Below are 24,759 nucleotides of genomic sequence, written 5' to 3'. Positions count from 1 at the left end.
CATTTTCGCGGAAGTAGTTCAGTGGTAGAATACAACCTTGCCAAGGTTGGGGTCGCGGGTTCGAATCCCGTCTTCCGCTTAATTACTAAGGGGCCTTAGCTCAGCTGGGAGAGCGCCTGCCTTGCACGCAGGAGGTCAGCGGTTCGATCCCGCTAGGCTCCATCTAATAGAAAAGCTTACATCATATGATGTAAGCTTTTTTTGTGTTTGAAAAGACAACCTTCATACTTGTCGTTTAAAATGAAGAAAACATAAGAGTAAAGGGTGGGGGATAATTGTGAAAGTTGTTATTGCATCTGATTCATATAAAGAAAGCTTAAAAGCTATAGAAGTATGTGAAGCTATAGAAAGAGGTTTTGGGGCAATTTTCCCTAATGCAGAATATGTAAAGATACCGATTGGAGATGGAGGGGAAGGAACGGTTGATTCCCTTGTTGATGCTACAGGAGGGGGAATTATATCACTTCATGTGACAGGGCCGCTTAGAGAGTGTGTACAAGCCTTTTATGGTATGTCTAAAGATAAAAAGACAGCGTTTATTGAAATGGCAGCAGCATCAGGATTACAACATGTTCCGGTAGAAAAACGAAACCCACTTATTACAACGACGAAAGGAACAGGAGAACTTATACTACATGCGCTAGACGAAGGAGCTGAGCACATTATTTTAGGACTTGGAGGAAGTGCTACAAATGATGGTGGAGCGGGTATGTTGTCGGCTTTAGGAGTCAGATTTATAGATGGAGAAGGGGAAGTCATAGATCCATCTGGAGGGACGTTACAGTCGATTGTCTCTATTGATTTTTCCCAAATGGATTCCCGTTTAGCGCATATAAAGATAGAAGCAGCATGTGATGTAGATAATCCGTTAGTTGGAATAAGAGGAGCATCTTTCGTATTTGGACGGCAAAAGGGTGCGGATGCAGAGATGATGAAAGAGCTGGATGAGAATTTAAAGCATTATGCGCATATTCTTAAACAGTTCTTATCTTGTGACGTATCTCAAATGTCTGGTGCAGGAGCTGCAGGAGGAATGGGAGCAGCTGTTATTGCAGTGTTAAGGGGAAACTTGCGGAGAGGAATTGAAATTGTATTAGATTATACAAATTTTGATAAGCATATAGAAGGAGCAGATTTAATTATAACTGGTGAAGGTAGAATAGATGAACAAACAGCATATGGAAAGGCCCCTGTAGGTGTTGCGGAGCGTGCAAAGCGTTTTTATATTCCTGTTATTGCTATTGGAGGATCTGTATCTCCGAATTATCCGGCTGTTCATGAAAAAGGAATTGATGCAGTATTTAGTATTACAGCGAGTCCGATGACATTAGAAGAGGCATATAAAGTAGCAGAAGAGAATGTTGAAATGACAGCGAAGAATATTGCATCAGTGTGGAAAATAGCATCGGAGAAACACTTCTAAATGTAGGAGTGTTTTTTATTATTATCTAATAATAATGATGGTAGTTGTTTCATCAAGTTAACTTTATACATAGAATAGTCTTAACATTTGGATCTTAAAGCAAATATAAGTGAATAATTTGTATATCCATACAGAAAAATGTCGAGTTGAGTCAGACTATATAAAAGATTTAAAATATTTAGTGAAGGCACAAAAGGGGGATACTATCTATGAAAAAAGAAATCTCAGTTATTGGAGTTCCAATGGACTTAGGACAAATGCGTCGTGGAGTTGATATGGGGCCGAGCGCAATCCGTTATGCAGGTGTAATTGAAAGAATTGAAGGAATTGGATATGATGTTAAAGATATGGGAGATATATGTATAGAGAGAGAAAAAGAAGTAGATGTAAATACAAGCTTAAGAAACCTTACACAAGTTGCAACTGTATGTAACGAATTAGCAAGTAAGGTGGATCATATTATAGAAGAAGGACGTTTTCCACTTGTATTAGGTGGCGATCATAGTATCGCTATTGGTACATTAGCTGGTGTTGCAAAACATTATAAAAACTTAGGTGTTATTTGGTATGATGCACATGGTGATTTAAATACAGAGGAAACTTCACCATCTGGAAATATTCACGGTATGTCACTTGCTGCAAGTTTAGGGTATGGACATCCCGCGCTTGTAGATTTATACGGGGCATATCCAAAGGTGAAAAAAGAAAACGTTGTAATTATCGGTGCACGTGCACTAGATGAGGGAGAAAAAGACTTTATTCGTAATGAAGGCATTAAAGTATTCTCAATGCACGAGATTGATCGTATGGGTATGACGGCTGTTATGGAAGAAACAATTGCTTATTTATCTCATACTGATGGTGTACATTTATCATTAGATTTAGATGGCCTTGATCCTCACGATGCACCAGGAGTTGGAACACCTGTAATTGGTGGTTTATCTTATCGTGAAAGCCACTTAGCAATGGAAATGTTAGCGGAAGCTGATATTGTTACATCTGCTGAGTTTGTTGAGGTAAATACGATTTTAGATGAGCGAAATAGAACAGCAACAACAGCGGTTGCTTTAATGGGTTCTTTATTCGGTGAAAAACTAAAATAAATGTAAGAAAAGCAACTGAGAAGTTGCTTTTTTTATTTGAAAATAGGCGTATAATAATGATTTATATTATACTGTACTGTACGATAAGAATGTTTGACATCTTACCAATTTAGATTAAAGGAGGTTGTTTGTAATTGTTGTTTGTTTCATGTATGGTATAATTAACTAGTTGTTGGAAATACATACAGATAGAGCATAAAACAATATTTCAATATATGGATAGAATTGCTCGTAAGTAGGAGGAAGGGTTAGCATGCCTTTTGAAGATACGACCATTTTGAAATATCTTAGTACGGCATTAGATATTGCCGTTGTATGGTTTATTATATATAAGCTAATTCTCATAATCCGAGGGACGAAAGCTGTTCAACTTTTAAAAGGGATTACAGTTATTATTGTCGTTCGGATGATCAGTATTTTCCTTGAATTGCGAACGTTATATTGGCTGACTGAGCAAGTATTAACGTGGGGATTTTTAGCCGTTATTATTATTTTTCAGCCAGAATTGCGAAGAGCACTTGAGCAGCTAGGACGTGGGAGTTTATTTTCGCGCACTGGAACTCATGAGGATGATGAACCTGAAATCGTTGCAACAGCGATAGCAAAAGCGACGGAATATATGGGAAAACGTAGAATTGGTGCATTAATTACTTTGTCAAAAGAGACTGGTATGGGTGATTATGTGGAAACGGGTATTCCGCTAAATGCAAACGTATCATCGGAATTACTCATTAATATTTTCATTCCAAACACACCTCTTCACGATGGAGCAGTAATTATGCAAGGAAGCACTATTAAAGCAGCAGCTTGTTATCTTCCATTATCGGAGAGTCCATTTATCTCTAAGGAGTTAGGAACTAGGCATCGCGCTGCAATGGGAGTTAGTGAAGTTACTGATAGTATTACAGTAGTTGTGTCGGAAGAAACAGGCCAAATTTCCCTAACGAAAAATGGTAAGTTACATCGTGATTTGAAGCCAGAACAACTGAAAGATATGTTGTTAACTGAATTTAGTTCGAACGAAAAAACGACTTCTTCGTCTTTATGGAATTGGAGGAGAAAGCGTCATGGATAAGTTAATGGAGAATCATTGGTTTCTAAAGGGGATCTCACTACTATTGGCGTGTATGCTTTTTATGTCAGCGACTTTAACTGAAAAAAATACGACATCAGGGATACTACCTTTTGCAAATGATGCGAAAGAAACATTAACTAATTATGCTATTAACCTTAAGTATGATGAAGAGAAATATATTGTAAGTGGTATTCCGGCAGAGGGCGTCAAAGTAAAGTTAGAAGGCCCAAAAGCAGCAGTTGCTACAGCAAAGGCGAAGAAACAATTTGATATACCAGTTGATTTGAGAGATAGCGAAAAAGGAACATATGAAGTTTCTTTGAAAACGAACGGGCTTCCAGATGATGTGAAAGGAACAGTTCAGCCGTCAACAATTAAAATTACTCTTCATGAAAAAGCGAGAAAATATGTTCATGTAGATTTAAAATTATCAAATGAGGATCAAATGCCAGCGGGTGCTACTCTTGAAAAATCAAATATTAAACCTGATACGGTTGAGGTAGTTGGAACGAAAGAAGAAATTGAAAGTATTTCATCTGCTAAGGCGTATATTGATTTAAAAGGTGTTAATAAAACTGTTACCAAAACAGCTGAAGTTACACTATACAATAAAGAAGGAAAACGTTTAAATGTAAGAACGAGTCCATCCAAAATTAGTGTAACGTTAAATGTGGCGACGCAAGCTACGGCCAATAATACGGAAAAAACTGTTCCTGTAACGTATACGAAAAAGGGAAGTTTGCCAGAAGGATTGGCCGTTACAAATATTAGCGTTGAGCCGCGAGAAGTAACGATAGCAGGTCCAAAAGATGTATTGGATAATATACAATCGATAGAGGGGGTCGAAGTAGATCTTAGTCAATTGACAGAGTCTACAACATTCGATACCTCTGTTTTATTGCCAAAAGGTGTAACAAGTGCGAAACCGAATCAAGTGAAGGTTTCAGTAGGCGTGCAAAAAACAAAACAAACGAAAACAAGAACAATTGATGGTATATCAATTCAAAAAAATGGACTTTCTAAAGATGTTACTGCTCAGCTACTTTCGCCACAAGATGGGAAGATAAGCGTTGAAATTTCAGGAGAAACAAGTATAGTAGATAAAATAACAGCTGCTCAAATAACAGCAGCGATTAATCTGCAAAATGTATCTCCGGGGACAAAAGATGTTTCTATTCAAGTGAGCGGCCCTGGTAATATTTCAATAGAGCCGAAACAAAAAAGTGCTAGAGTCACAATTGTGAAGAAAGAAAACCCAGATAAAGAAGTACAAGGTAATGTTGAAAAACCAGGTTCAAATAATAACCAAGATAATCAAACTGAAAAACCAAAAAATCCTGAGCCTGAACCTAAGCCTGACCAAGAAAAGGAACAGGAACAAAATAAAGAACACGAAAAAGAAACTAATCAAGAGCCAACAGTAGATAATCAAAAAGAGCCAGAAAAAGGAGCGAATCATAATGGGTAAATATTTTGGTACAGATGGAGTACGCGGGGTTGCGAATAAGGAGTTAACACCTGAATTAGCGTTCAAAATTGGACGTTTTGGTGGTTATGTATTAACAAAAGATACAGATCGTCCAAAAGTAATTATCGGCCGTGACACACGTATATCAGGACATATGTTAGAAGGCGCTTTAGTAGCAGGTCTATTATCAACTGGAGCAGAAGTAATGCGTCTTGGTGTTATTTCTACACCAGGTGTTGCTTATTTAACAAAAGCATTGGATGCGCAAGCAGGTGTTATGATTTCTGCATCTCATAATCCAGTACAAGATAACGGAATTAAATTCTTCGGTTCAGACGGTTTTAAATTAACAGATGAGCAAGAAGCAGAGATCGAAGCTTTATTAGACAAAGAAGTTGATGAATTACCACGTCCAACAGGTACTAACCTTGGACAAGTGAGTGATTATTTTGAAGGTGGACAAAAGTATTTACAATATATTAAACAAACGGTAGAGGAAGATTTCTCTGGTTTACATATCGCTTTAGATTGTGCGCATGGTGCTACGTCTTCTTTAGCCCCGTACTTATTTGCTGATTTAGAAGCTGATATTTCAACAATGGGAACTTCACCAAACGGTATGAACATTAACGATGGAGTAGGTTCTACACATCCAGAAGTATTAGCTAAATTAGTAAAAGAAAAAGGTGCTGATATCGGTCTTGCTTTTGATGGTGATGGTGACCGTTTAATCGCTGTAGATGAAAAAGGAAACATCGTTGATGGCGATCAAATTATGTTTATTTGTGCAAAGTACATGAAAGAAACTGGTCAACTAAAGCACAATACAGTTGTTTCAACAGTTATGAGTAACTTAGGTTTCTATAAAGCACTTGAAGCTAACGGTATTACAAGTGATAAAACAGCAGTTGGTGATCGCTACGTAATGGAAGAGATGAAGCGTGGTGGATATAACCTGGGCGGAGAACAATCAGGTCACATTATCTTACTTGATTACATTACAACTGGTGATGGAATGTTAAGTGCACTTCAACTTGTAAACATCATGAAAATGACGAAAAAACCATTATCTGAGCTTGCAGGGGAAATGACAAAATTCCCACAATTACTAGTAAACGTTCGTGTAACGGATAAAAAACTAGCATTAGAAAATGAAAAAATTAAAGAAATTATTCGTGTTGTAGAGGAAGAAATGAACGGTGATGGCCGCATTCTTGTCCGTCCATCTGGAACAGAGCCACTTATTCGTGTAATGGCAGAAGCACCAACACAAGAAGTTTGTGACGCATATGTACATCGCATTGTAGAAGTTGTAAAAGCTGAAGTTGGCGCTGAATAATTCGATAAATGTATTGAAAAGGAGCACAAGAAGTGCTCCTTTTTCATATGTTTTATAGACAATGAAAAAATTTTCATTGACGGTTTATCCAAGTTTGTTATAAGATGGTCTTGTTCTTTTTCTCAAAGGAAATATTGTAAATTATAAAAGCGCCAGAACTACAAGCAGTGTAGTTGACGAGGTGGGGTTTATCGAGATTTCGGCGGATGACTCCCGGTTGTTCATCACAACCGCAAGCTTTTACTTAAATCATTAAGGTGACTTAGTGGACAAAGGTGAAAGTGTGATGAGAGAAAAGGAACGGATACAAACTAGCTGTATAAGTATATACGGACTTAAACCCAATCGAGAGGAAGGTGAAAGCCGTTACAAGCTTACAGGGCTAGCAATATGTAATCCGTTTTTTAGTATAAATAAAAATGGTATCGGACTATGTCGTTACATGTTCGCAGAGCAGTGTAAGCATTTGTAACGGCGACTAAACATGTGTGGAATCGTAGGATTTATTGGAGAGCAAGATGCAAAGGAAATTTTATTAAAAGGTTTAGAAAAGCTAGAATATCGTGGATATGATTCAGCAGGTATTGCAGTGCAAGCAGAGAACGGTGTTGTTGTATACAAAGAAAAAGGTCGTATTGCAAAACTTCGCGAAATCGTAGATGAGAACGTAGCAGCAAGCGTGGGAATCGGTCACACACGCTGGGCTACACATGGTGTTCCAAGCAAAGGAAACGCGCATCCGCATCAAAGTACATCAAAACGCTTTACATTAGTTCATAACGGTGTAATTGAAAACTATGAATTAGTGAAAAAGGAATATTTACAAGATGTAACGTTCGTAAGTGAAACAGATACAGAGGTTATCGTACAGCTTATGGAACAACAAGTGAGCACAGGATTAAGTGTAGAAGAAGCGTTCCGTAATATGCTATCTCTTTTACATGGTTCTTATGCAATCGGATTACTTGATGCTGAAAATCCAAACATGATTTATGTTGCTAAAAACAAAAGCCCGCTATTAGTAGGTGTTGGTGACAACTTTAATGTTGTGGCGAGCGACGCTATGGCGATGTTACAAGTTACAGATCAATTTATTGAATTAATGGATAAAGAAATTGTAATTGTAACGAAAGAAAGTATTACAATTAAAAACTTACAGGGTGAAACGATTGAACGTGCACCGTTTACAGCGGAATTAGACGCAAGTGATATTGAAAAAGGAACATACCCTCATTTCATGCTTAAAGAAATCGATGAGCAACCACTTGTAATCCGTAATATAATTCAAAAGTATCAAGATGAAAATGGCGAGATTGAATTAGATCAAGACATTCGCAATGCAATTTTAGATAGCGATCGTATTTACATCATTGCATGTGGAACAAGTTATCATGCAGGTCTTGTTGGAAAACAATTTATCGAGAAATTTGCAAAAATGCCAGTTGAAGTGCATGTAGCAAGTGAATTCTCTTATAACATGCCATTATTAACAGAAAGACCATTCTTCATTTACATTTCACAAAGTGGTGAAACAGCTGATAGCCGTGCAGTACTTGTACAAACAAATGAAATGGGTCATAAAGCATTAACAATTACAAACGTACCTGGTTCTACGCTTTCTCGTGAAGCTGATTATACACTTCCGTTATACGCAGGGCCGGAAATCGCAGTTGCATCAACGAAAGCTTACACAGCACAGCTTGCAGTACTTTCAATTTTAGCAGCGGATATTGCTAAAGCGAAAGGTGAAGTTCTTGATTTCGATTTAACACACGAATTAGGACTTGTAGCAAATGCAATGGTACAACTTTGTGATCAAAAAGAAGAAATGGACGCATTAGCAAAACAATTTTTAGCAACAACGCGCAACTGTTTCTTCATCGGACGTAGCGTAGACTTCTACGTAGGATTAGAAGGAGCGTTAAAGCTAAAAGAAATCTCTTACATCCAAGCAGAAGGATTTGCTGGAGGAGAATTAAAACACGGTACAATCGCTTTAATCGAAAATGGTACACCAGTTATCGCACTTGCTACACAAGAGCACGTAAACCTTGGAATTCGTGGTAACGTGAAAGAAGTAGTAGCACGCGGAGCTAACCCATGTATCATCTCAATGAAAGGTTTAGAAATGGAAGGTGACAGCTTCGTATTACCAGCTGTACACGAAGCGCTAGCACCGCTAGTAGCAGTTATTCCATTACAACTTATCTCATACTACGCAGCACTTCACCGCGAGTGTGATGTTGATAAGCCACGTAACTTAGCTAAGTCTGTTACGGTTGAGTAGGAGATTAGTAGGTTAATAAAAAAGCTTTAAAATAAATTTATAAATTCGTACCCCTTTAGATATGTTATCTAAAGGGGTATTTTTGTGCCGAAAAAGAATACCTAAAACTGATAGGTAGACAGAATCCTATTAATTAAAGTTTGCTTTTATTTATCTGAATTTTCCACTATCATTTTAAGTATGTGTGAACAATTTTCTTTATTACGAAGAGAAGATAAGATAGATTCATGGTCATTACAAGGGGGCTTATTAATGAAAATGAAGGCAAAAACATATTTAAGTATAGAAGAGATTATTTCATTACCGACCTTATCAAGTACAAACATAAGTGATGATGGCAAAAACGTAGCATTTGTAAAGAAGTCAGCTGATTGGAAAGATAATACATATAGAAATCATGTATGGATATATGAAAAGGATAAAGAGCAGAGTTACCCACTAACAACTGGAGGTATAGATAGTACGCATCCATTATGGTCTCCAGATTCTAAGACAATTGCATACCTTAGTCCAGGCGGTAAAGGAGCTAATACAAATCAGATCTTTGTTAAATCAATAGATGGTTGTAGTGAGGTTCAAATGACTGATGAGGAAGAAGGAATTAGTACATTCAAATGGGATCCTACTGGCAAAGGTTTTTATTATGTTGCACAGTCGAAAGAATGTGCGGAAATAAAGAAACGTAAGGAACGATATGGAGATTTCCACCATGTAGGTAAGGAACATCGGAATAATTGTTTATACTACATTGAGATAGAAAAAGTGATACAAAATGATAAAGAGGAACGCGAGATTAACGGTGTTTATCAACTAACGGACGGTAAGGATTTTTATATACATAACTTTGATATTTCAAATGATGGGAAAAAGGTTGTATGTATGGCTACACCAAGCCTAAACGATCATATGAATGGTGATCTATACATATTAGATGTTGAAGCTAGGGAACTGCAAAAGATGAGTATAGATAAGTTGTTAGGCGTGAGTGTTTGCTTTTCTCCTGAGGGCAGCAAAATATGTTATTCAGCAAGCATAAAGGAGAAAGATTATTATAAGAAACATATAGAAGATAGAACATTAGAGATATATGATCTGAATACTGGAGAACGAATTGTACCTTTAACAGATTTTGATAGTACGGTTATGCCATTACAGTGGACGGCTAAAGGGATTTTAATGAGATGGCAGGATAAAACGAATTACCGTATTGGCTTGCTATGTGAGGATGGTACTGTGGAACTGTTAAGCGAACCAGTAGATGGGTTTATAATGGATGGCTCTATAACAAGGGATGGAAATCATATAACTTATAATAAGGCTATAACAAATGAAACCTTTGAAATTTATTTGGATGATAAAAAAATAACGAATGAAAATAGCTTTTTCGAAGGCAGGCTTAAAAGTAACAGAGAAATCATCTCATGGAGAAGTAGTGATGGTCTTGAAATAGAAGGTGTTTTATCAACCCCAGTAGAGTTTGAGGCAAATAAAAAATATCCCTTATTAGTAGTAATGCATGGTGGTCCGAATTGGGCTTCCTTTCCGATATTTTCAGACTGCTTCAATGAGAAATATCCGATTGAACAGTTTGTTGAAAAAGGCTTTATCGTTTTAGAGCCAAACTATAGAGGAAGTTCTGGTTATGGTAATGAATTTTTAAAAGCAAACTATAGAAAACAAGGATTTGCTGATTATGATGATGTTATATCTGGAGTGGATGAACTAGTTGAAAAAGGGATTGTAGATAAAGATAGAGTAGGAGTTATGGGATGGAGTAACGGAGGATATATATCAGCTTTCTGTTCAACATTTAGTAGTAGATTTAAAGCCATTTCAGTAGGAGGTGGAATTACGAACTGGAGTACCCATTATGTCCATACAGATATCCCTTACTTTATTAGCATGTATTTAGGAAATACTCCATGGAATGATCCAGATATATATAAGAAGACATCACCAATGACATATATTAAATCAGCTTGTACGCCTACGTTAATTCAACATGGAGAAAAGGATGTAAGAATTCCAATTACAAATGCATATGAGCTATATGAAGGATTAAGAGACATGGAAGTTGATACAGAATTAATTATATTTAAAGGAATGGCATATAGTTCGAATCAGCCAGGAATGAGAGTAGCTATTATGAAGCAGAACTTGATGTGGTTTTCACACTATATTCTTGGAGAAAGCATGAGAGATTTTAGTACTATATAATGGATATACGCATAGGGGTTTTTCAGTGTACAATTGGGTCAAATTGTTGTAAACTGCATGCAAACCATTATGATTATAAGGAAACATAATTCGGAGGACTAATATGACAGCGAATAAAAATGAGTTATCTGTAGAACAAAGTGAAGAACTATTAAAGGTATTACAAGCTCGTTTTGAGAAAAATATGAACCGCCATGAAGGTCTTGAATGGGCTAAAGTTGAAGCAAAGCTAGCTGCTAATAATGAAAAATTATGGTCAATTCATGAAATGGAAGTAACTGGCGGCGAGCCGGATGTTGTTGGTTATGATGAAGAGAAGGATGAGTATACTTTCTATGATTGTTCAAAGGAGAGTCCTAAAGGCCGCAGAAGTCTTTGCTATGATCTTGCAGCATTAGAGGCAAGAAAAAAACATAAACCAGAAAATAACGTTATGGATGTAGCAACTGCCATGGGCATTGAATTATTAACGGAAGAACAATATCGAGAGTTGCAACAACTTGGGGAGTTCGATATGAAATCATCAAGCTGGGTACAAACGCCTTCAGATATTCGAGAACTCGGTGGTGCTCTATTTTGCGATTATCGCTTTGGACACGTTTTTGTGTACCACAATGGAGCAGATTCATATTATGCTGCTAGAGGATTTCGCGGTTCGTTAAGAGTTTAAATTTGGAGTAAATAAAAAAGAGCCTAATATGTAGGCTCTTTTTCTTATTTATAGTTTAAAAGTAAACCGCTACTACGCAGTTTTACTTAATTTATATGTTCCGTGGTTGTTTTTACGGAAAAGTTTTGGGAAAACATAACCATCTAATCCAATACGTCCAGCGTTCTGTCCTGCAACTAAAATGAACATAGTCAAAATAAGTAGGTTTGGGTTTACACTAACAGTTCCGCTTAATAAAAATGAAAGATTCATTATGATTCCGAAAAATGCAGCTGTTTTTGTTAATCCGCCTAAAATCAAACCTAGACCTACTAAAATTTCTCCCCATTGAACTAAAAAGCTAAATAGGTCTGCGTTTGGAAGAACAAAATGTTGAAGGAAATCTGCCCACCAACTTTGTACTGCAGGGTGGTCACCTGACGCCTGAGCGATAGCGCCCTTTAGAAAACCACTTGCGTCAAAGGATTGTCCGAAGACTTTGCCTATCCCAGCAGCGAGCCATGTATATCCTATGTAAAGTCGTAAAAATAATAATATGAAAGCAGTACGTTTATCAGTTCTTAAAAAATTGATAACCATTGAAATCCCTCCAATATTGTATTTACAAGTTTATTATATATCCATTGTGAAAAAATTCACAATGGATAAAGTGTGAACAAAAATGGTGTTTTTATACAAATAAAAAAGGCATATAACAATCCTATGTTATATGCCTTTTCTATTATATATTTAGTAATCTATTTCGGTAATGCAAATTTAGCTTTTTTACCTTGTGAAATATCTTTTGCTTCTTTATTTCTCATAGGTCCTAACTCAATTTCAAAGCTTTTGTCTTTCCAAATCTTTTCATACTGCTCTTGATCTAATATATAGACTTGTAGTAACTCTCCAGATGTTCCAGTTTTAACAGCAGCATTATAGTCGTAATTTAATAGCATACCTTCATTAATTGTATATTGTGTACCATCATTCACTCTCAATGTAGAGCTTATAGGAGATAATGAAACGTCTTGAGCATCTTTGTTATCAAGCTTGAATTTCACTGTTAATAGAACAATACCATTTTTGAAATTTGCAAAGCGTGGAGCTTCGACGGAATTTGGTGTGAATTGAGTAAATTGGTATCCGTCTAATGTAACGTTAACAGCGCCTAATTCTTGGCTGTTATTAATACTTGATTTCTCTTTTAACATTTTTTTATCGCCCATGTTATTAGCTGTAGCTTTATCTTGGTAGAAAGTTTTATCTGTTGCAACCTTTTCAGCACCTTGTTTGTTTAAACTTAATGAAAAGCTTCCAGGGCTTCCGATTGGAGCATCAAATTTTCCTTTATTTGCTTGTGCAGTTGGGACTGTGACTGAGACTGTTGAGAGACTTGAAATTTTCGCTAAATCATCTTTTCCGAATGGATATGCGATATAACCAGAAATAGTTTCGCCTGCTTTTACTAAGTAATCATTTGTTGGGGCAAGCTTAGTTGGTAACTGATCTTCTTTTGGGATTAAATCTTTATAATTACTATATACTTTCTGTGCACCAGTAAATGACATGTCCAATGCTGGCATATAATAAATATCTTTAGCTGAACTATTTTTTATGCTGTAGTTCGCAAGAATAACTCCGCCCTCTGTTTGACGGTTAAACGGAATGTTAAAGTCCGTATGGAATCCATTCAACTCAACTAATGTATAACTATTCATTGATACTGAAACATCTTCAGCTTTATACACTTGTGGTTCCTTATTTTCAAAAAGAACTTTTGTTTTACCACCGGTTTCTTTTTCCATATAGGAAATCAGCTTAGAGTAATCGCTTGAGGTAGTAGCTGTATTTTCAGGCTTTTTATCTTCAGCTTTTTTACCTTCGGATTTTTTATCCTCCGTTTTACTTTCTTTCGTTGTATCCGTTTTTTCTGTTTTGCTTTCTTTTGTTGCATTTTCTTTTTGTTCTTTATTTGTCGTATCGCTTTGACCACAGCCAGTTATTACAAGAGCTGCTACGATTACTGTAGAAAATAAAGAAAGTAATTTTTTTGACATGTTTCTTCCCCCTATTTGTGTAAAACTAAACTCTCACATTAGCCCCACGTTTTATTATAAGAAAGTAAGCCAGTATTTACCAGTGTTTTTCTGAGTATTTTAATTATTTAGTTATTGCAATATATTAAAGTTAGTAGAGTGTCGGCATGGAATATCGACTTTTTTTTATCATTTGCAATATTACATCATATTGGTATGATAGAAATAGAGATATATGGAAAGGGGACAAGGACTTAATATGTGGATGAGCTTGTAATGATTAGAAACTAGATACATAAATTTTTCTCTCATAAGTGAGAGTTTATTTAGCTATCTATAAATCATTCAAGGACTGCATATTTGGCTTGTACATCCCTTTTGTAAGGATAATGTGTAGGGAATTTTATATCTCTTATATAAAATATGCGTCCTTTAAAATTGGGAGAGTATATAATGAATCAATTAAAAAATAAAGTAGCAGTTGTGACAGGTGTAAGTCGCCTAGATGGTATAGGCGCAGCGATTTGTAAAGAATTAGCTGGAGCAGGATACGATATATTTTTTACGTATTGGACAGCGTACGATAAAGAGATGCCTTGGGGCGTTGATCAAAGTGAACAAACACAATTAAAAGAAGAGTTACTAAAAAACGGTGTTAAAGTATCGAGTATGGAGTTAGATTTAACTCAGAATGATGCACCGAAAGAGCTTATAAATAAAGTTACTGAACAACTAGGCTACCCTCATATATTAATTAATAATGCAGCGTATTCTACAAATAATGACTTCTCTAATTTGACTGCTGAAGAATTAGATAAGCACTACATGGTAAATGTTCGTGCGACTACATTGTTAAGTAGTCAATTTGCAAGAGGATTTGATAAGAAATCTGGTGGTAGAATTGTGAATATGACTTCGGGGCAATTTCAAGGGCCTATGGTTGGGGAACTGGCGTATGCAACAACGAAGGGAGCTATTGATGCCCTTACGAGTTCGTTGTCAGCCGAGGTAGCTCATTTAGGAATAACAGTGAATGCAATTAACCCAGGTCCAACCGATACAGGCTGGATGACTGAAGAGATAAAGCAAGGATTAAAGCCAATGTTTCCTTTTGGTAGAATTGGTGAGCCGAGGGATGCAGCAAGACTCATTACGTTTTTAGTAAGTGAAGAGGCAGAATGGATTACGGGACAAGTTATTCATTCTGAAGGTGGATTTAAAAGGTAAAAAGAAGGTATCTCAACCTGGTGAGATACCTTCTTTTTTAATCCTTTTTCAATCTTCTTGCAACACCGTTACCTAAAGACTGTAGCCCTTGAACGAGGATAATTAAAATAAAGACGGTTGCATACATTACTTCCGGTTCGTAGCGTAAATGTCCGAATCGATATGCTAAATCACCAAGACCACCAGCACCTACAAGCCCAGCCATTGCTGTTGCGCCAATTAAGCCAATTGTTGCGATTGTTAACCCAAGTACAAGGGAGGGACGAGCTTCTTTCACCATAACGTGCCAAATGATTTTTATAGTAGAAACGCCCATTGCTTGGTAAGCTTCAATAACACCACGATCGACTTCTAATAATGCTGTCTCCATCAATCTTGCGATATAGGGAGCAGTGAAGACGACAAGCGGTACGATGACACCTTGAACACCAATGGACGTTCCCATTAGAAACTTTGTAAAAGGTAAAATAAAGAATAGTAGAATGATGAATGGAAGAGAGCGAATGATATTAATAATTGTATTAAGGATTGGATAAATAATTTTATTTTCGTGTTGCCCACCAGGTCTTGTTAAAACAAGTGTGACGCCAAGTGGTAGTGCAATAAGGATAGAGATGAATAGTGAAATAGATGTCATTTGAAATGTTTGAATAGTTGCTTCCCATATGACTTTACCCCATTCATCCAAAAAGGACTTGTTTTCCATAATCCGTTCTACCTCCTTCTACGATGATTCCTTGTTCTTGTAAAAATGATAAAGCACGGTTGATTTCATTTTGTTCCCCTTGCATATGAATGACAAGTTTCCCGTAAGCTTCATGTTTTAATTGAGTAATATTGCCGGATAAAATATTCGGATATACTTGGAATCGTTTTGTAGCGACAGCTAATGCTGGTTCTCCTGAAGAATTTCCTATAAAAGAAAGAGTTACAATTTCACCAGTAGTTTGAAGTTCTTTTTGTACTTCTTCTGGAATCTTCGCTGCAAATGCACTATTCACAAATTTTTTCGTTGTTGCATGTTGTGGGTTTGTGAATATGTCCTTCACAGTCCCGCTTTCCACTACTGCTCCATGTTCCATAACAGCAACTTGGTCACATATACGCTGGATGACATTCATTTCATGTGTAATTAATAAAATTGTGATCCCGATTTCTTCATTAATCTTTAATAATAGGTCAAGAATAGAATCCGTTGTTTCTGGATCTAAAGCGCTCGTTGCTTCGTCGCTTAATAACACTTCTGGTTCATGTGATAGTGCACGTGCAATGGCAACACGTTGTTTCTGGCCACCAGAAAGTTCACTCGGATAGGCATCTTTTCGGTTGAAAAGATCGACAATACGTAAATACTTTTCTACTCTTTTTTCAATTTCTACTTTTGGAATGCCAGCAAGACGTAACGGTAATGCGATATTTTCATAAACAGTCACTGTTTTAAGTAAATTGAATCCTTGAAAAATCATCCCGATTTTTTGTCGCGCTTTTGCTAGTTCTTTTGTTGATAAAGTTGTTAAGTCTTGGTCGTTTACAATGATATTTCCTGTCGTTGGTTTTTCTAATAAATTGACACATCGAATTAATGTACTTTTACCAGCGCCACTATAGCCAATGATTCCAAATACTTCCCCCTTTTTTACTTGAAGGGAAGTAGACTTAAGAGCTTCCACATTCCCTTTTTTTGTTGTAAATACTTTGGATACATTTTTTAATTCAATCATTATCGTCAGCTCCTACCAAGATGGTAAAGCAGAACCATCAAATTTTTTCTCGATAAATTCTTTTACTTCTTTAGATTGATAAGCTTTCTTTAATTTATTTACAACAGCATCATCTTTATTTTCAGTACGAACAACGACCCAGTTCACATATGGTGAATCTTTTCCTTCGCAGAAGATAGAATCTTTCGCAGGGTTTAATTTTGCACCTAATGCAAAGTTTGTATTAATTGCAGCTGCTTTTACTTCACTTAGCTGAGTCGGTAATTGAGATGCTTCTAATTCAACAATCTTTAAATTTTTTGGATTTTCAATTACATCTTTTGCAGTCGCTTTTTCTGTAGCCTTTGGATCAACTTTTAAAACTCCAGCTTTTTCAAATAATTTTAAAGCTCGAAGTTCATTCGTTGGATCATTTGGTACAGCGATCGCATCGCCATCTTTTAAGTCTTTTACATCTTTTATGCCTTTAGAATATATGCCCATAGGGAATGTTACTGTTGAGAATACTTCTGTTAATTTCATATTACGTTCAGATTTAAATGTGTCTAAATATGATTTCGTTTGATAGCTATTTACATCAAGGCTTTTTTCATCTAAAGACACGTTCGGTGCTACATAATCATTAAATACTTTTACATCAATTTCGAGTCCGTCTTTTGCTGCCACTTCTTTTACCTTTTCAAAAATTTGTTCATGTGGCCCCCCAGTTACACCGACAGTAATCTTTTTCTCATCTAACGCCTTCGCCTCTTTATCTGAACCTGCGCTGCATGCGCCTAATAATAGTACTGCCCCGCTTACAATGCTTAATAATACTTTCTTCATCTATAATTCCCCCTTCATATACGTTCCAAAATAAAAAGCACCTCTCAAAAATAAGAGAGGTGCCGAATAGACAAAATAGGTTCCCCTCTTATCTTCCAAAACGAAAACTCGTTTTGCAGGAATTAGCACCTTAGCTTATACGTTATAAGCTCGGTTGCCGGGCATCATCGGGCCAGTCCCTCCGCCACTCTTGATAAGAGTATGTGTATGTAGTTTTTTAATATGGTACTAATAGTAAATCTTACAAAAAGAATTGTCAATGTTATTTTCTGAATATATTTTATTTTAAGGTAATCGAAACGTTCCCCTTTTTATGTCCCATTTCCACATACATATGAGCTTCAGCAATTTCTTCTAATCGGTAGGTTCTATCAATAACAGGTTTTAAATGTTCTGTTTCAGTTAGTTTTTTTAGTAGAATCATATCCTCTTTACTTACTTTTGCCATCATTCCATTAACAGATACATATTTTCCATTGGGTGTTAATGTATTTGTACAAAGGGATTTTTTATACTTCCCAACTGCATCAAAGATAATATCGTAGTGCTCGCGCCGCTTAGTAAAATCTTCTTCTGTATAATCAATTACTTTATCAGCTCCTAAAGATTGAACGAGTTCAAAATTTGAATTACTACAAACAGCCGTAACAGTCGCACCGAAATATTTAGCAAGTTGTACAGCAGCTGTTCCTACTGATCCAGAGGCACCATATATGAGAACTTGTTGCCCTTTTTTAATCCGGCCCTTTCTCAGAAAATGTAACGCTGAAGTTCCACCAAAAGGAATAACTGCTGCTTCTTCATACGTCACATTGGTAGGCTTTAATGTTATTAATCCACTTTCATGCACGCATGTGTATTCGGCATAACCACCAAGATTTAGTTCTGTTAATGAAAAAACTTGATCCCCTTTTTTAAATTGAGTTACATCTAATCCAATTTCCTCAATTTCTCCAGATAATTCTACACCAAGTATAGGGTTTCTCGGTTTTCTGAAACCTAATATAATCCGCATAGGAATCCAAAATAAGGGGGGACTATTAAAACCGCGTATTCTACAATCTCCAGTTGATACACTGGTTGCGTGAATTTTAATTAATACTTCGTTCTTTTTAGGAGTAGGTTTCTCTATATTTTGAAGTTGAAGAACGTTAGGTGGTCCATACTTTGTGCAAATGATCGCCTTCATAATGACCTCCTGAAATGAATTGTTGTTATTTACATCATATTTAAAGTCTTCATTAAACATGTCGCTATATAGCAAATATAGATTGAAAATTATATAGATTTCATAGGAAAAGAGGTGATATTATTTTGGGAAAGGGGGCGACATTATGAAAAAAATTATTTTTGTTTCAAGTTTAGTACTTGCAATCAGTCTAGGGGTAGGGTGTAGTAATGAGAAAACAGCAAAGACGGATGAACCGAAAAAAGAAGCCGTGCAAAAAGAAAAGGAATTAGCAGCGAAGGATGTTTTCAAGAAAACGAACGAAGCTTTTAAAAATGAAGAACATGTAACGATGACATATGATGTAGGGATAAAAGCTGAAGGAACAGAGATGGATATATTAAAGGCTAAGATGCAATTAGAGCCAAAGACAAAGAATTCTCGTTCTGAAATGAATATTTCTGGTACAGATGTTGTAGTGTATACTGTGGATGGTAAAGTTGCTGGTGAGGTGAAAAACCCTAATACAGGAGAAGTTATAACCGTGCCAGAGGAGCAATTAAACGCTGGTGGAATGAAGGCGACTCAAGATATTATAGATAAGTTAGAAGTACCAGAAGTAGTTTTAGATAAAATGAAGATGGAGAAAAGCGGAGATAAATATAAACTGAAATTTACATTAAAAGGGCAAGAAACAGAAAGTATGTTAACTAGCATGGATGAAACGCAGAAGAAAATGTTACAAGCACAAAATGCGAAGATAGAAGAAGTGGATGCAGAATATATCATTACAAAAGATTTTAAATATGAATCAGCAAAGATAGATATGATTATGAGTAGTAATGGCAAGGATAAAGCACACATTATTACGAATGCAAAATATACGTCGTACGAAAAGTTTGATCCAATACAATTGCCGGCAGCAAAGTAACAGTTTTGATAAGGGGGAACCTAAAATAAGGTACCCTCTTTTTTGTATACTTTCTTCATAGGAAAATAGGTACAATATGAAGAGGAAAAGATGTAGAAGAGGAGAGTGTCATTTGAAAAAAAGAAAGATAGCAGTGGTTATTATGGCTTATACAGTGTTGCTTGCGACATCTGTAAATACATATAAAGAACAACTAAATCATCCGATTATGAGTGATGTAGGAAAGTTGCTTCCAACGAAAATTAAACGTGTTGAAAATGCTGAGGATGAAAGTTCATTAAAACAGGTTGTGCGAGATGCAAATGTTTCTGGGGAGAAAATTTCTATTGCTGGTATGCAACATAGCCAAGGCGGACAGACATATTATCCGAACGGTACGATGCTTGATATGAAAGGGTACAATGAAATATTAGAGTTTAATCCGGCGGAGAAGAGGATTAGAGTGCAAAGTGGTGTTACATGGAATGACATTCAAAAGAAAATTAATCCGTATGGTCTTGCGGTTCAAGTGATGCAGTCTCAAAATATTTTTACTGTTGGTGGTTCATTAAGTGTAAATGTACATGGACGTGATATTCGTCATGAAGCATTGATTGATACAGTAGAGTCATTTAGATTGTTAATGGCAGATGGTACGGTGCGTAATGTAAGTAGAGAAGAAAATGCTGATTTGTTTCCGTATGTAATTGGGGGATACGGATTGTTTGGCGTGATTTTAGATGTAACACTAAAGTTAACAAACGATGAATTGTACGAAACGCATACGAAGGTACTAGATTATAAGGAATACTCTTCATATTTTAAGAATAAAGTGCGAAGGGATGAGGATATACGTATGCATTTAGCGCGTATTTCTGTTGCCCCACATTCATTTTTAAAAGAAATGTATGTGACAGATTATGTATTAGCAAAAGATCAGCAGAAGTTGAGAGAGTACAGTAAATTAAAAGAAGAAAATATTATAGCTGCGCCAAAATTTTTACTCGGTTTATCACGCTATAGTGATTGGGGAAAAGATACGTTTTGGGATATACAAAGAAGTTATTTTGAACGTACAAATGGTAAGTACGAAACGCGAAATAATGTAATGAGATCGGATAGTGCCTTTATGGAATACGATAACCCAAACTTGACTGAGGTTTTACAGGAGTATTTCGTACCGATAGACAGTTTTGCAGCGTATATAGATGACTTGCGAAATGTTTTGAATGAAGAGGAATTAAACCTTCTTAACATTACCATTCGTTATGTAGAAAAGAATGAAAATGCGGTACTATCTTATGCGAAAGATGATATGTTTGCACTGGTTCTTTTAATTAATCAAGGACGCTCAGAGGATGAGGTAAAGAAAACAAAAGTGGTCATTCAGAAGATGATTGATGTTACGTTAAAGCATAACGGTAGTTATTATTTACCGTATTATTCTTATCCAACGAAAGAGCAGTTAAAGAGAGCATATCCTCGTATAGAAGAATTTCTTCAGAAGAAAAAAGAAACGGATCCAAAAGAGAGATTTGTGAATTTATTTTATAGGGAGTATACGAAATGACATATAAAAGGTTTGTGGCGTCACAAAGTATCATTATGATGGCGGGAAGTATGGTATTTCCTTTTTACATTCTATTGCTTCGGAATGTTGGAAATAGCTTCTCGCAGTTTGGCTGGGCGTATGGCTTATTTGCCTTAACTTCAGCTCTAGTATATCCGTTAGTTGGAAGAATCTCTGATAGAGTTGGTGACAGAAAGTTATTAATTATATACGCCTGGTCTATGGCTGTGTTAATGCTTTGTTTCCCCATTGCAACAGAAGTATGGCATGTATATATTCTTCAAATTTTAATGGGTATTTTAGGAGCTGTGCAACGTAATACAGAGAAGACATCGTTAGCGCGGAAGGTTGTGCAAGAAAATGCTGGTTATGAGATTGGAAAATATCATGTTTGGACATCAATTGGAGGAGCAGTAGCAATTATTGCAACGGGATATTTAGTAGATTTCTTTACGATTGGTACGATTTTTTATATTGCATCTATCTTATATGTAGTAAGCGGAGTTGTATTAAGTAGTAAAAAAATATAACCATTCCCATTTTTACCTGAATACCCTTTATTTGTTATACTAAAAGGGAAGACAAAAGAAAAGGGGACATTGCCTTTGATGAAATTTTTAATTTTAGCTATTCTCACTTTGTTTTTGATTCCATGGACGAGAAGAAGCGGTAGTAAGCTTCGAGCAGTGGATAAGAAAGGAGATGAGAAGGTTGTAAAGGGTAAGAAATCATCCATTTTAGTTATTCCAGTTTTATTTTGGATAGGTATTGCAATCTATGAATATTTTTGGCTAATTGATGATCGAGCAGATTCAATTCTTACTCATTATTCTGTCGCAGTAGCAATTTTAATTGGGCTTGTTTTATTTTCACAAAATCAAATAGGGAAATTAGAAGGTACGTTAAAAGGGCTTCTAATGTTTGTTTTACTCGCAAGTTACGGCTATTTTGGTTATTTGCACGATATAGTAATCTCGCAAACGAAATATGACTCTGTTGTAAAGGTAGAGAAAGATATTTCAGAGCCATTTACTGAAAATGATCATCCGTTTACAGTGCCGCCAAAGACAGCGGAAAATAAGATGAAAAAAGTATTTGGAGATATTCCGAAAGTAGCTTATTTTGAGCTAGGAGAATTAACGCCACAAATGGTAAATGGCGAGGCTTTATATGTAGCACCAATTGAAGTTTCAGGCTTTTTTAAAGCACGTAAAGCAGAGACCATTCCAGGATACGTAACGATGTCAGGTACGAACCCGGATGCGGAAGCGAAACTGCACCTTGGTTATAAAATGAAATATGTGCCAAGTATGTTCTTTGGGAATCATTTAGAGCGTGTTGTAAGGAAAGCAGAACCAAATCTAATCTTTAAAGGGAAACCTAAATTTGAAGTGGATGATAAAGGGAAACCTTATTATACAATGACGTATGGTGAATTTATTTCAGGAAGATCTGGATTTGAAGTAGAGGGCGTTGTAGTAGTAGACGCACAAACAGGTGAAGTGAAAAGATACGATAAAGGAAAGGCACCTAAGTTTGTCGATGGCGTATTAAATCACGAGACCGCATCTACATTAAATACGTATTTCGGTAAATATATTCACGGATTTTGGAATACAAAATTCTCACAAACTGATATGAAGATCCCGACTGAGTGGGGAACGAAAGAAGGAGTTACACCAATCTTCGGTAAGGATGGAACGTTATATTACTTTACTGATTTCACCTCTCCGAAAGAAGGAGTAGATTCTGCGTTAGGTTACTCGCTTATCGATGCGCGTACAGGTAAATTATATTACTATAACGGAAAAGAAGTGAAGGGAATTATGGATGGTTCAGCTGCTTCGGAAGTAGTGAATAATTCCTTTAAGAGAGAGAAATGGCATGGAACGATGCCGGTTATTTATAACGTGTACGGTAAACCTTCTTGGATTGTACCTGTTATTGATGACGGAGGATTAGTACGTGCTCATACAGTTATCTATGCTTCTAATGCAAAAATATTTGCAACAGGTTCGACGCAAAAAGAAGCGCTTGAGAATTATAAAAATGCGCTGAGCGGAAGTGGAGATTCATTTAGACCAACTTCAAATGGTAAAGAGGCACAAAAAGAAGGCGTTGTACAACGTGTATATAAAGAAAAATCAGGTGAAAATACAATTGTGTACGTACTGTTAGAAAATGAACAAAAAGTATTTATGATACCTGTAAAAAAATTCCCATATGCTATGTTTACAGAAGTGGGAGATCCAATTCAAATCACATATTTAGATACAGGAGAGGCGATGTCTTCCGTATCTAAATTTGCAAATAGCAATTTGAAAAAGTAAAGCGATAGAAATTTTATCGCTTTTTTTTTACAGTATAAAACAGGAAAATGCGCTATACTTGACGTATGTTTATGTTGTAACTATAATTGTTACGATTTAGTATGTATAGGAAAGGGTGAACAGAAAAAGTGAATGGAGTTAATCAAGAAATATATAAACCTGTAAAGACAAATAGGTTATGGATGATTCTTGTACTAGGGACACTTACGGCGATTGGGCCATTATCTATTGATATGTATTTGCCTTCTTTACCGAAATTAACGGATGATTTACAGACAGGTGCATCCCTTGCACAGCTTACCTTAACAGCTTGTTTACTTGGACTTTCAGTAGGGCAATTATTTGTCGGTTCAATTAGTGATATTTATGGAAGGCGCAAACCTCTTATTATTGCTCTTATTATTTATGTTGCTTCTTCTTTACTTTGTGCTATTGCGCCATCTATTTGGACTTTAGTGTTATTACGCTTCTTACAAGGAGCTTCAGGATCGGCTGGGATTGTTATATCACGTGCAATGGTACGTGACATGTATTCAGGTTCTGAAATGACGAAGTTTTTCTCGCTGCTCATGTTAGTAAACGGAGCGGCGCCTATTTTGGCACCGATTATTGGAGGACAATTGCTACAGTTTACAACATGGCGCGGTGTCTTCATCGTTCTTGGAGGAATTAGTGTATTCATGTTAATATCAGCTACTTTCGTATTACGTGAAACATTACCTCCTGAAGAGAGAGAAACAGGTGGGCTGTCAGGGACGTTGGCGACGTACGGAAAACTATTAAAGGATCGTCTGTTTATGGGATATGCATTGTCTCAAGGGCTAGTAACGGCGGCAATGTTTGCATACATTTCGGGCTCACCATTTGTGCTGCAGAACATATACGGAGCATCACCACAGCAATTTAGTTTGTTTTTTGCAATCAACGGTATCGGTATTATTATTGCTAGTCAGGTAACAGGTCGTTTAGCGGGGAAAGTGAATGAGAAGACATTATTTGTTGCTGGTATTATTATTGCAGCTGTTGGTGGTTTATCTTTACTACTGACAATCGTACTAGGAATAGGTTTAATTGGTGTTTTATGTTCGTTATTCCTTGTCGTATCAAGTGTCGGGGTTGTATCAACAACTGGATTCTCGTTAGCGATGAGAAATCAGAAACAAGCTGCAGGAACAGCATCGGCTCTATTAGGTTTATTACAATTTATTTCAGGAGCACTTGTTGCACCGTTAGTAGGTATTGGCGGAAGCAACACCGCATTACCGATGGGGATTGTAATAGCTCTTTGTGAAATTGGTGCGGTGTTATGTTATTTGTTTATGGCCAGAAGAAGTGAGAAGCAGTTTGAACTGCAACAAAGACAAAATTTAGAGGCTTAACAAAAAAGAACTGATTCAAAGGGAATATT

The 24,759-nt window shown here is 36.4% G+C and carries 21 protein-coding genes, 2 tRNA genes and 1 riboswitch; of the genes, 17 read left to right on the top strand and 6 right to left on the bottom strand.

Annotated elements, in window-relative coordinates:
• Positions 1 to 7 precede the first annotated feature (7 nt).
• The 11 genes from ACZ76X_RS27540 to ACZ76X_RS27490 all read left to right on the top strand — a co-directional run bounded on the left by ACZ76X_RS27540 (position 8) and on the right by ACZ76X_RS27490 (position 11,582).
• A tRNA-Gly gene (locus ACZ76X_RS27540) sits at positions 8 to 79 on the top strand.
• 10 nt (positions 80 to 89) lie between these two features.
• Positions 90 to 162, top strand: a tRNA-Ala gene (locus ACZ76X_RS27535).
• A 115-nt stretch (positions 163 to 277) separates the two neighbouring features.
• Complete coding sequence (locus ACZ76X_RS27530) at positions 278 to 1,423, top strand: glycerate kinase (RefSeq protein ID WP_479852340.1); 1,146 nt, start codon at positions 278 to 280, stop codon at positions 1,421 to 1,423.
• Positions 1,424 to 1,632: 209 nt separating this feature from the next.
• Positions 1,633 to 2,526: an arginase gene (gene rocF, locus ACZ76X_RS27525; RefSeq protein ID WP_048528663.1), complete on the top strand. Its 894-nt coding sequence runs from the start codon at positions 1,633 to 1,635 to the stop codon at positions 2,524 to 2,526.
• Positions 2,527 to 2,779: 253 nt separating this feature from the next.
• Positions 2,780 to 3,601: a diadenylate cyclase CdaA gene (gene cdaA / locus ACZ76X_RS27520; RefSeq protein WP_098669183.1), complete on the top strand. Its 822-nt coding sequence runs from the start codon at positions 2,780 to 2,782 to the stop codon at positions 3,599 to 3,601.
• Positions 3,594 to 5,069, top strand: coding sequence for a CdaR family protein (locus ACZ76X_RS27515; RefSeq protein ID WP_479852339.1), 1,476 nt, complete (start codon positions 3,594 to 3,596; stop codon positions 5,067 to 5,069). The genes cdaA and ACZ76X_RS27515 overlap by 8 nt, the downstream gene beginning before the upstream one ends.
• Entirely contained in the window at positions 5,062 to 6,408 is a 1,347-nt protein-coding gene (gene glmM, locus ACZ76X_RS27510; protein ID WP_479852338.1) for a phosphoglucosamine mutase, read from the top strand. Before ACZ76X_RS27515 ends, glmM begins: the two co-directional genes overlap by 8 nt.
• A 286-nt stretch (positions 6,409 to 6,694) precedes the next feature.
• A complete protein-coding gene (locus ACZ76X_RS27505) occupies positions 6,695 to 6,880 on the top strand; it encodes a hypothetical protein (RefSeq protein WP_001208183.1) in 186 nt (61 codons plus the stop codon).
• A 12-nt stretch (positions 6,881 to 6,892) separates the two neighbouring features.
• Positions 6,893 to 8,695, top strand: a complete 1,803-nt coding sequence (gene glmS / locus ACZ76X_RS27500; RefSeq protein WP_479852337.1) for a glutamine--fructose-6-phosphate transaminase (isomerizing) — start codon at positions 6,893 to 6,895, stop codon at positions 8,693 to 8,695.
• Between the two features lie 252 nt (positions 8,696 to 8,947).
• Positions 8,948 to 10,912, top strand: a complete 1,965-nt coding sequence (locus tag ACZ76X_RS27495) for a S9 family peptidase (RefSeq protein ID WP_479852336.1) — start codon at positions 8,948 to 8,950, stop codon at positions 10,910 to 10,912.
• Between the two features lie 103 nt (positions 10,913 to 11,015).
• Positions 11,016 to 11,582 carry a DUF4256 domain-containing protein gene (locus tag ACZ76X_RS27490; protein WP_479852335.1) on the top strand — a complete coding sequence of 189 codons (567 nt, stop codon included), beginning with the start codon at positions 11,016 to 11,018 and terminating at the stop codon, positions 11,580 to 11,582.
• 72 nt (positions 11,583 to 11,654) lie between these two features.
• On the opposite strand, the gene ACZ76X_RS27485 is transcribed toward ACZ76X_RS27490, so the two are convergent.
• Together ACZ76X_RS27485 and ACZ76X_RS27480 are read right to left on the bottom strand one after the other, a co-directional pair.
• Positions 11,655 to 12,161, bottom strand: coding sequence for a DoxX family membrane protein (locus ACZ76X_RS27485; protein ID WP_479852334.1), 507 nt, complete (start codon positions 12,159 to 12,161; stop codon positions 11,655 to 11,657).
• Between the two features lie 158 nt (positions 12,162 to 12,319).
• Complete coding sequence (locus ACZ76X_RS27480; RefSeq protein ID WP_479852333.1) at positions 12,320 to 13,621, bottom strand: DUF5068 domain-containing protein; 1,302 nt, start codon at positions 13,619 to 13,621, stop codon at positions 12,320 to 12,322.
• Between the two features lie 402 nt (positions 13,622 to 14,023).
• Here ACZ76X_RS27480 and ACZ76X_RS27475 point away from each other — a divergent pair, with 402 nt between their 5' ends.
• A complete protein-coding gene (locus tag ACZ76X_RS27475) occupies positions 14,024 to 14,827 on the top strand; it encodes an SDR family oxidoreductase (RefSeq protein ID WP_479852332.1) in 804 nt (267 codons plus the stop codon).
• 37 nt (positions 14,828 to 14,864) lie between these two features.
• Here the strand turns inward: ACZ76X_RS27475 and ACZ76X_RS27470 are convergent, their stop codons facing one another.
• The 4 genes from ACZ76X_RS27470 to ACZ76X_RS27455 all read right to left on the bottom strand — a co-directional run bounded on the left by ACZ76X_RS27470 (position 14,865) and on the right by ACZ76X_RS27455 (position 18,562).
• A complete protein-coding gene (locus ACZ76X_RS27470; RefSeq protein ID WP_062923580.1) occupies positions 14,865 to 15,533 on the bottom strand; it encodes a methionine ABC transporter permease in 669 nt (222 codons plus the stop codon).
• Complete coding sequence (locus ACZ76X_RS27465) at positions 15,508 to 16,548, bottom strand: methionine ABC transporter ATP-binding protein (protein ID WP_098669192.1); 1,041 nt, start codon at positions 16,546 to 16,548, stop codon at positions 15,508 to 15,510. The genes ACZ76X_RS27470 and ACZ76X_RS27465 overlap by 26 nt, the downstream gene beginning before the upstream one ends.
• Positions 16,549 to 16,560: 12 nt before the next feature.
• Positions 16,561 to 17,373, bottom strand: a complete 813-nt coding sequence (locus tag ACZ76X_RS27460; protein WP_479852331.1) for a MetQ/NlpA family ABC transporter substrate-binding protein — start codon at positions 17,371 to 17,373, stop codon at positions 16,561 to 16,563.
• 85 nt (positions 17,374 to 17,458) lie between these two features.
• Positions 17,459 to 17,573, bottom strand: a riboswitch (SAM riboswitch).
• An 80-nt stretch (positions 17,574 to 17,653) separates the two neighbouring features.
• Positions 17,654 to 18,562: an NAD(P)-dependent alcohol dehydrogenase gene (locus ACZ76X_RS27455; RefSeq protein ID WP_479852330.1), complete on the bottom strand. Its 909-nt coding sequence runs from the start codon at positions 18,560 to 18,562 to the stop codon at positions 17,654 to 17,656.
• 145 nt (positions 18,563 to 18,707) lie between these two features.
• On the opposite strand from ACZ76X_RS27455, the gene ACZ76X_RS27450 reads away from it, so the two are divergent.
• From ACZ76X_RS27450 to ACZ76X_RS27430, 5 genes are all read left to right on the top strand, one after another.
• On the top strand, positions 18,708 to 19,472 hold the full coding sequence (locus ACZ76X_RS27450) for a hypothetical protein (RefSeq protein ID WP_479852329.1): 765 nt from the start codon (positions 18,708 to 18,710) through the stop codon (positions 19,470 to 19,472).
• A gap of 112 nt (positions 19,473 to 19,584) precedes the next feature.
• Entirely contained in the window at positions 19,585 to 21,021 is a 1,437-nt protein-coding gene (locus ACZ76X_RS27445; protein ID WP_479852328.1) for an FAD-binding protein, read from the top strand.
• Positions 21,018 to 21,551, top strand: a complete 534-nt coding sequence (locus ACZ76X_RS27440; protein WP_098669196.1) for an MFS transporter — start codon at positions 21,018 to 21,020, stop codon at positions 21,549 to 21,551. The genes ACZ76X_RS27445 and ACZ76X_RS27440 overlap by 4 nt, the downstream gene beginning before the upstream one ends.
• 78 nt (positions 21,552 to 21,629) lie before the next feature.
• Complete coding sequence (locus ACZ76X_RS27435; RefSeq protein WP_479852343.1) at positions 21,630 to 23,351, top strand: DUF3981 domain-containing protein; 1,722 nt, start codon at positions 21,630 to 21,632, stop codon at positions 23,349 to 23,351.
• Positions 23,352 to 23,479: 128 nt separating this feature from the next.
• A complete protein-coding gene (locus ACZ76X_RS27430; protein ID WP_479852327.1) occupies positions 23,480 to 24,730 on the top strand; it encodes a multidrug effflux MFS transporter in 1,251 nt (416 codons plus the stop codon).
• Positions 24,731 to 24,759: the final 29 nt, after the last annotated feature.

Source organism: Bacillus sp. BC05(2025) (assembly GCF_056725905.1).
The sequence above is the reverse complement of the archived record's forward strand: the minus strand, read 5'-3'. Positions and strand labels throughout refer to the sequence as shown.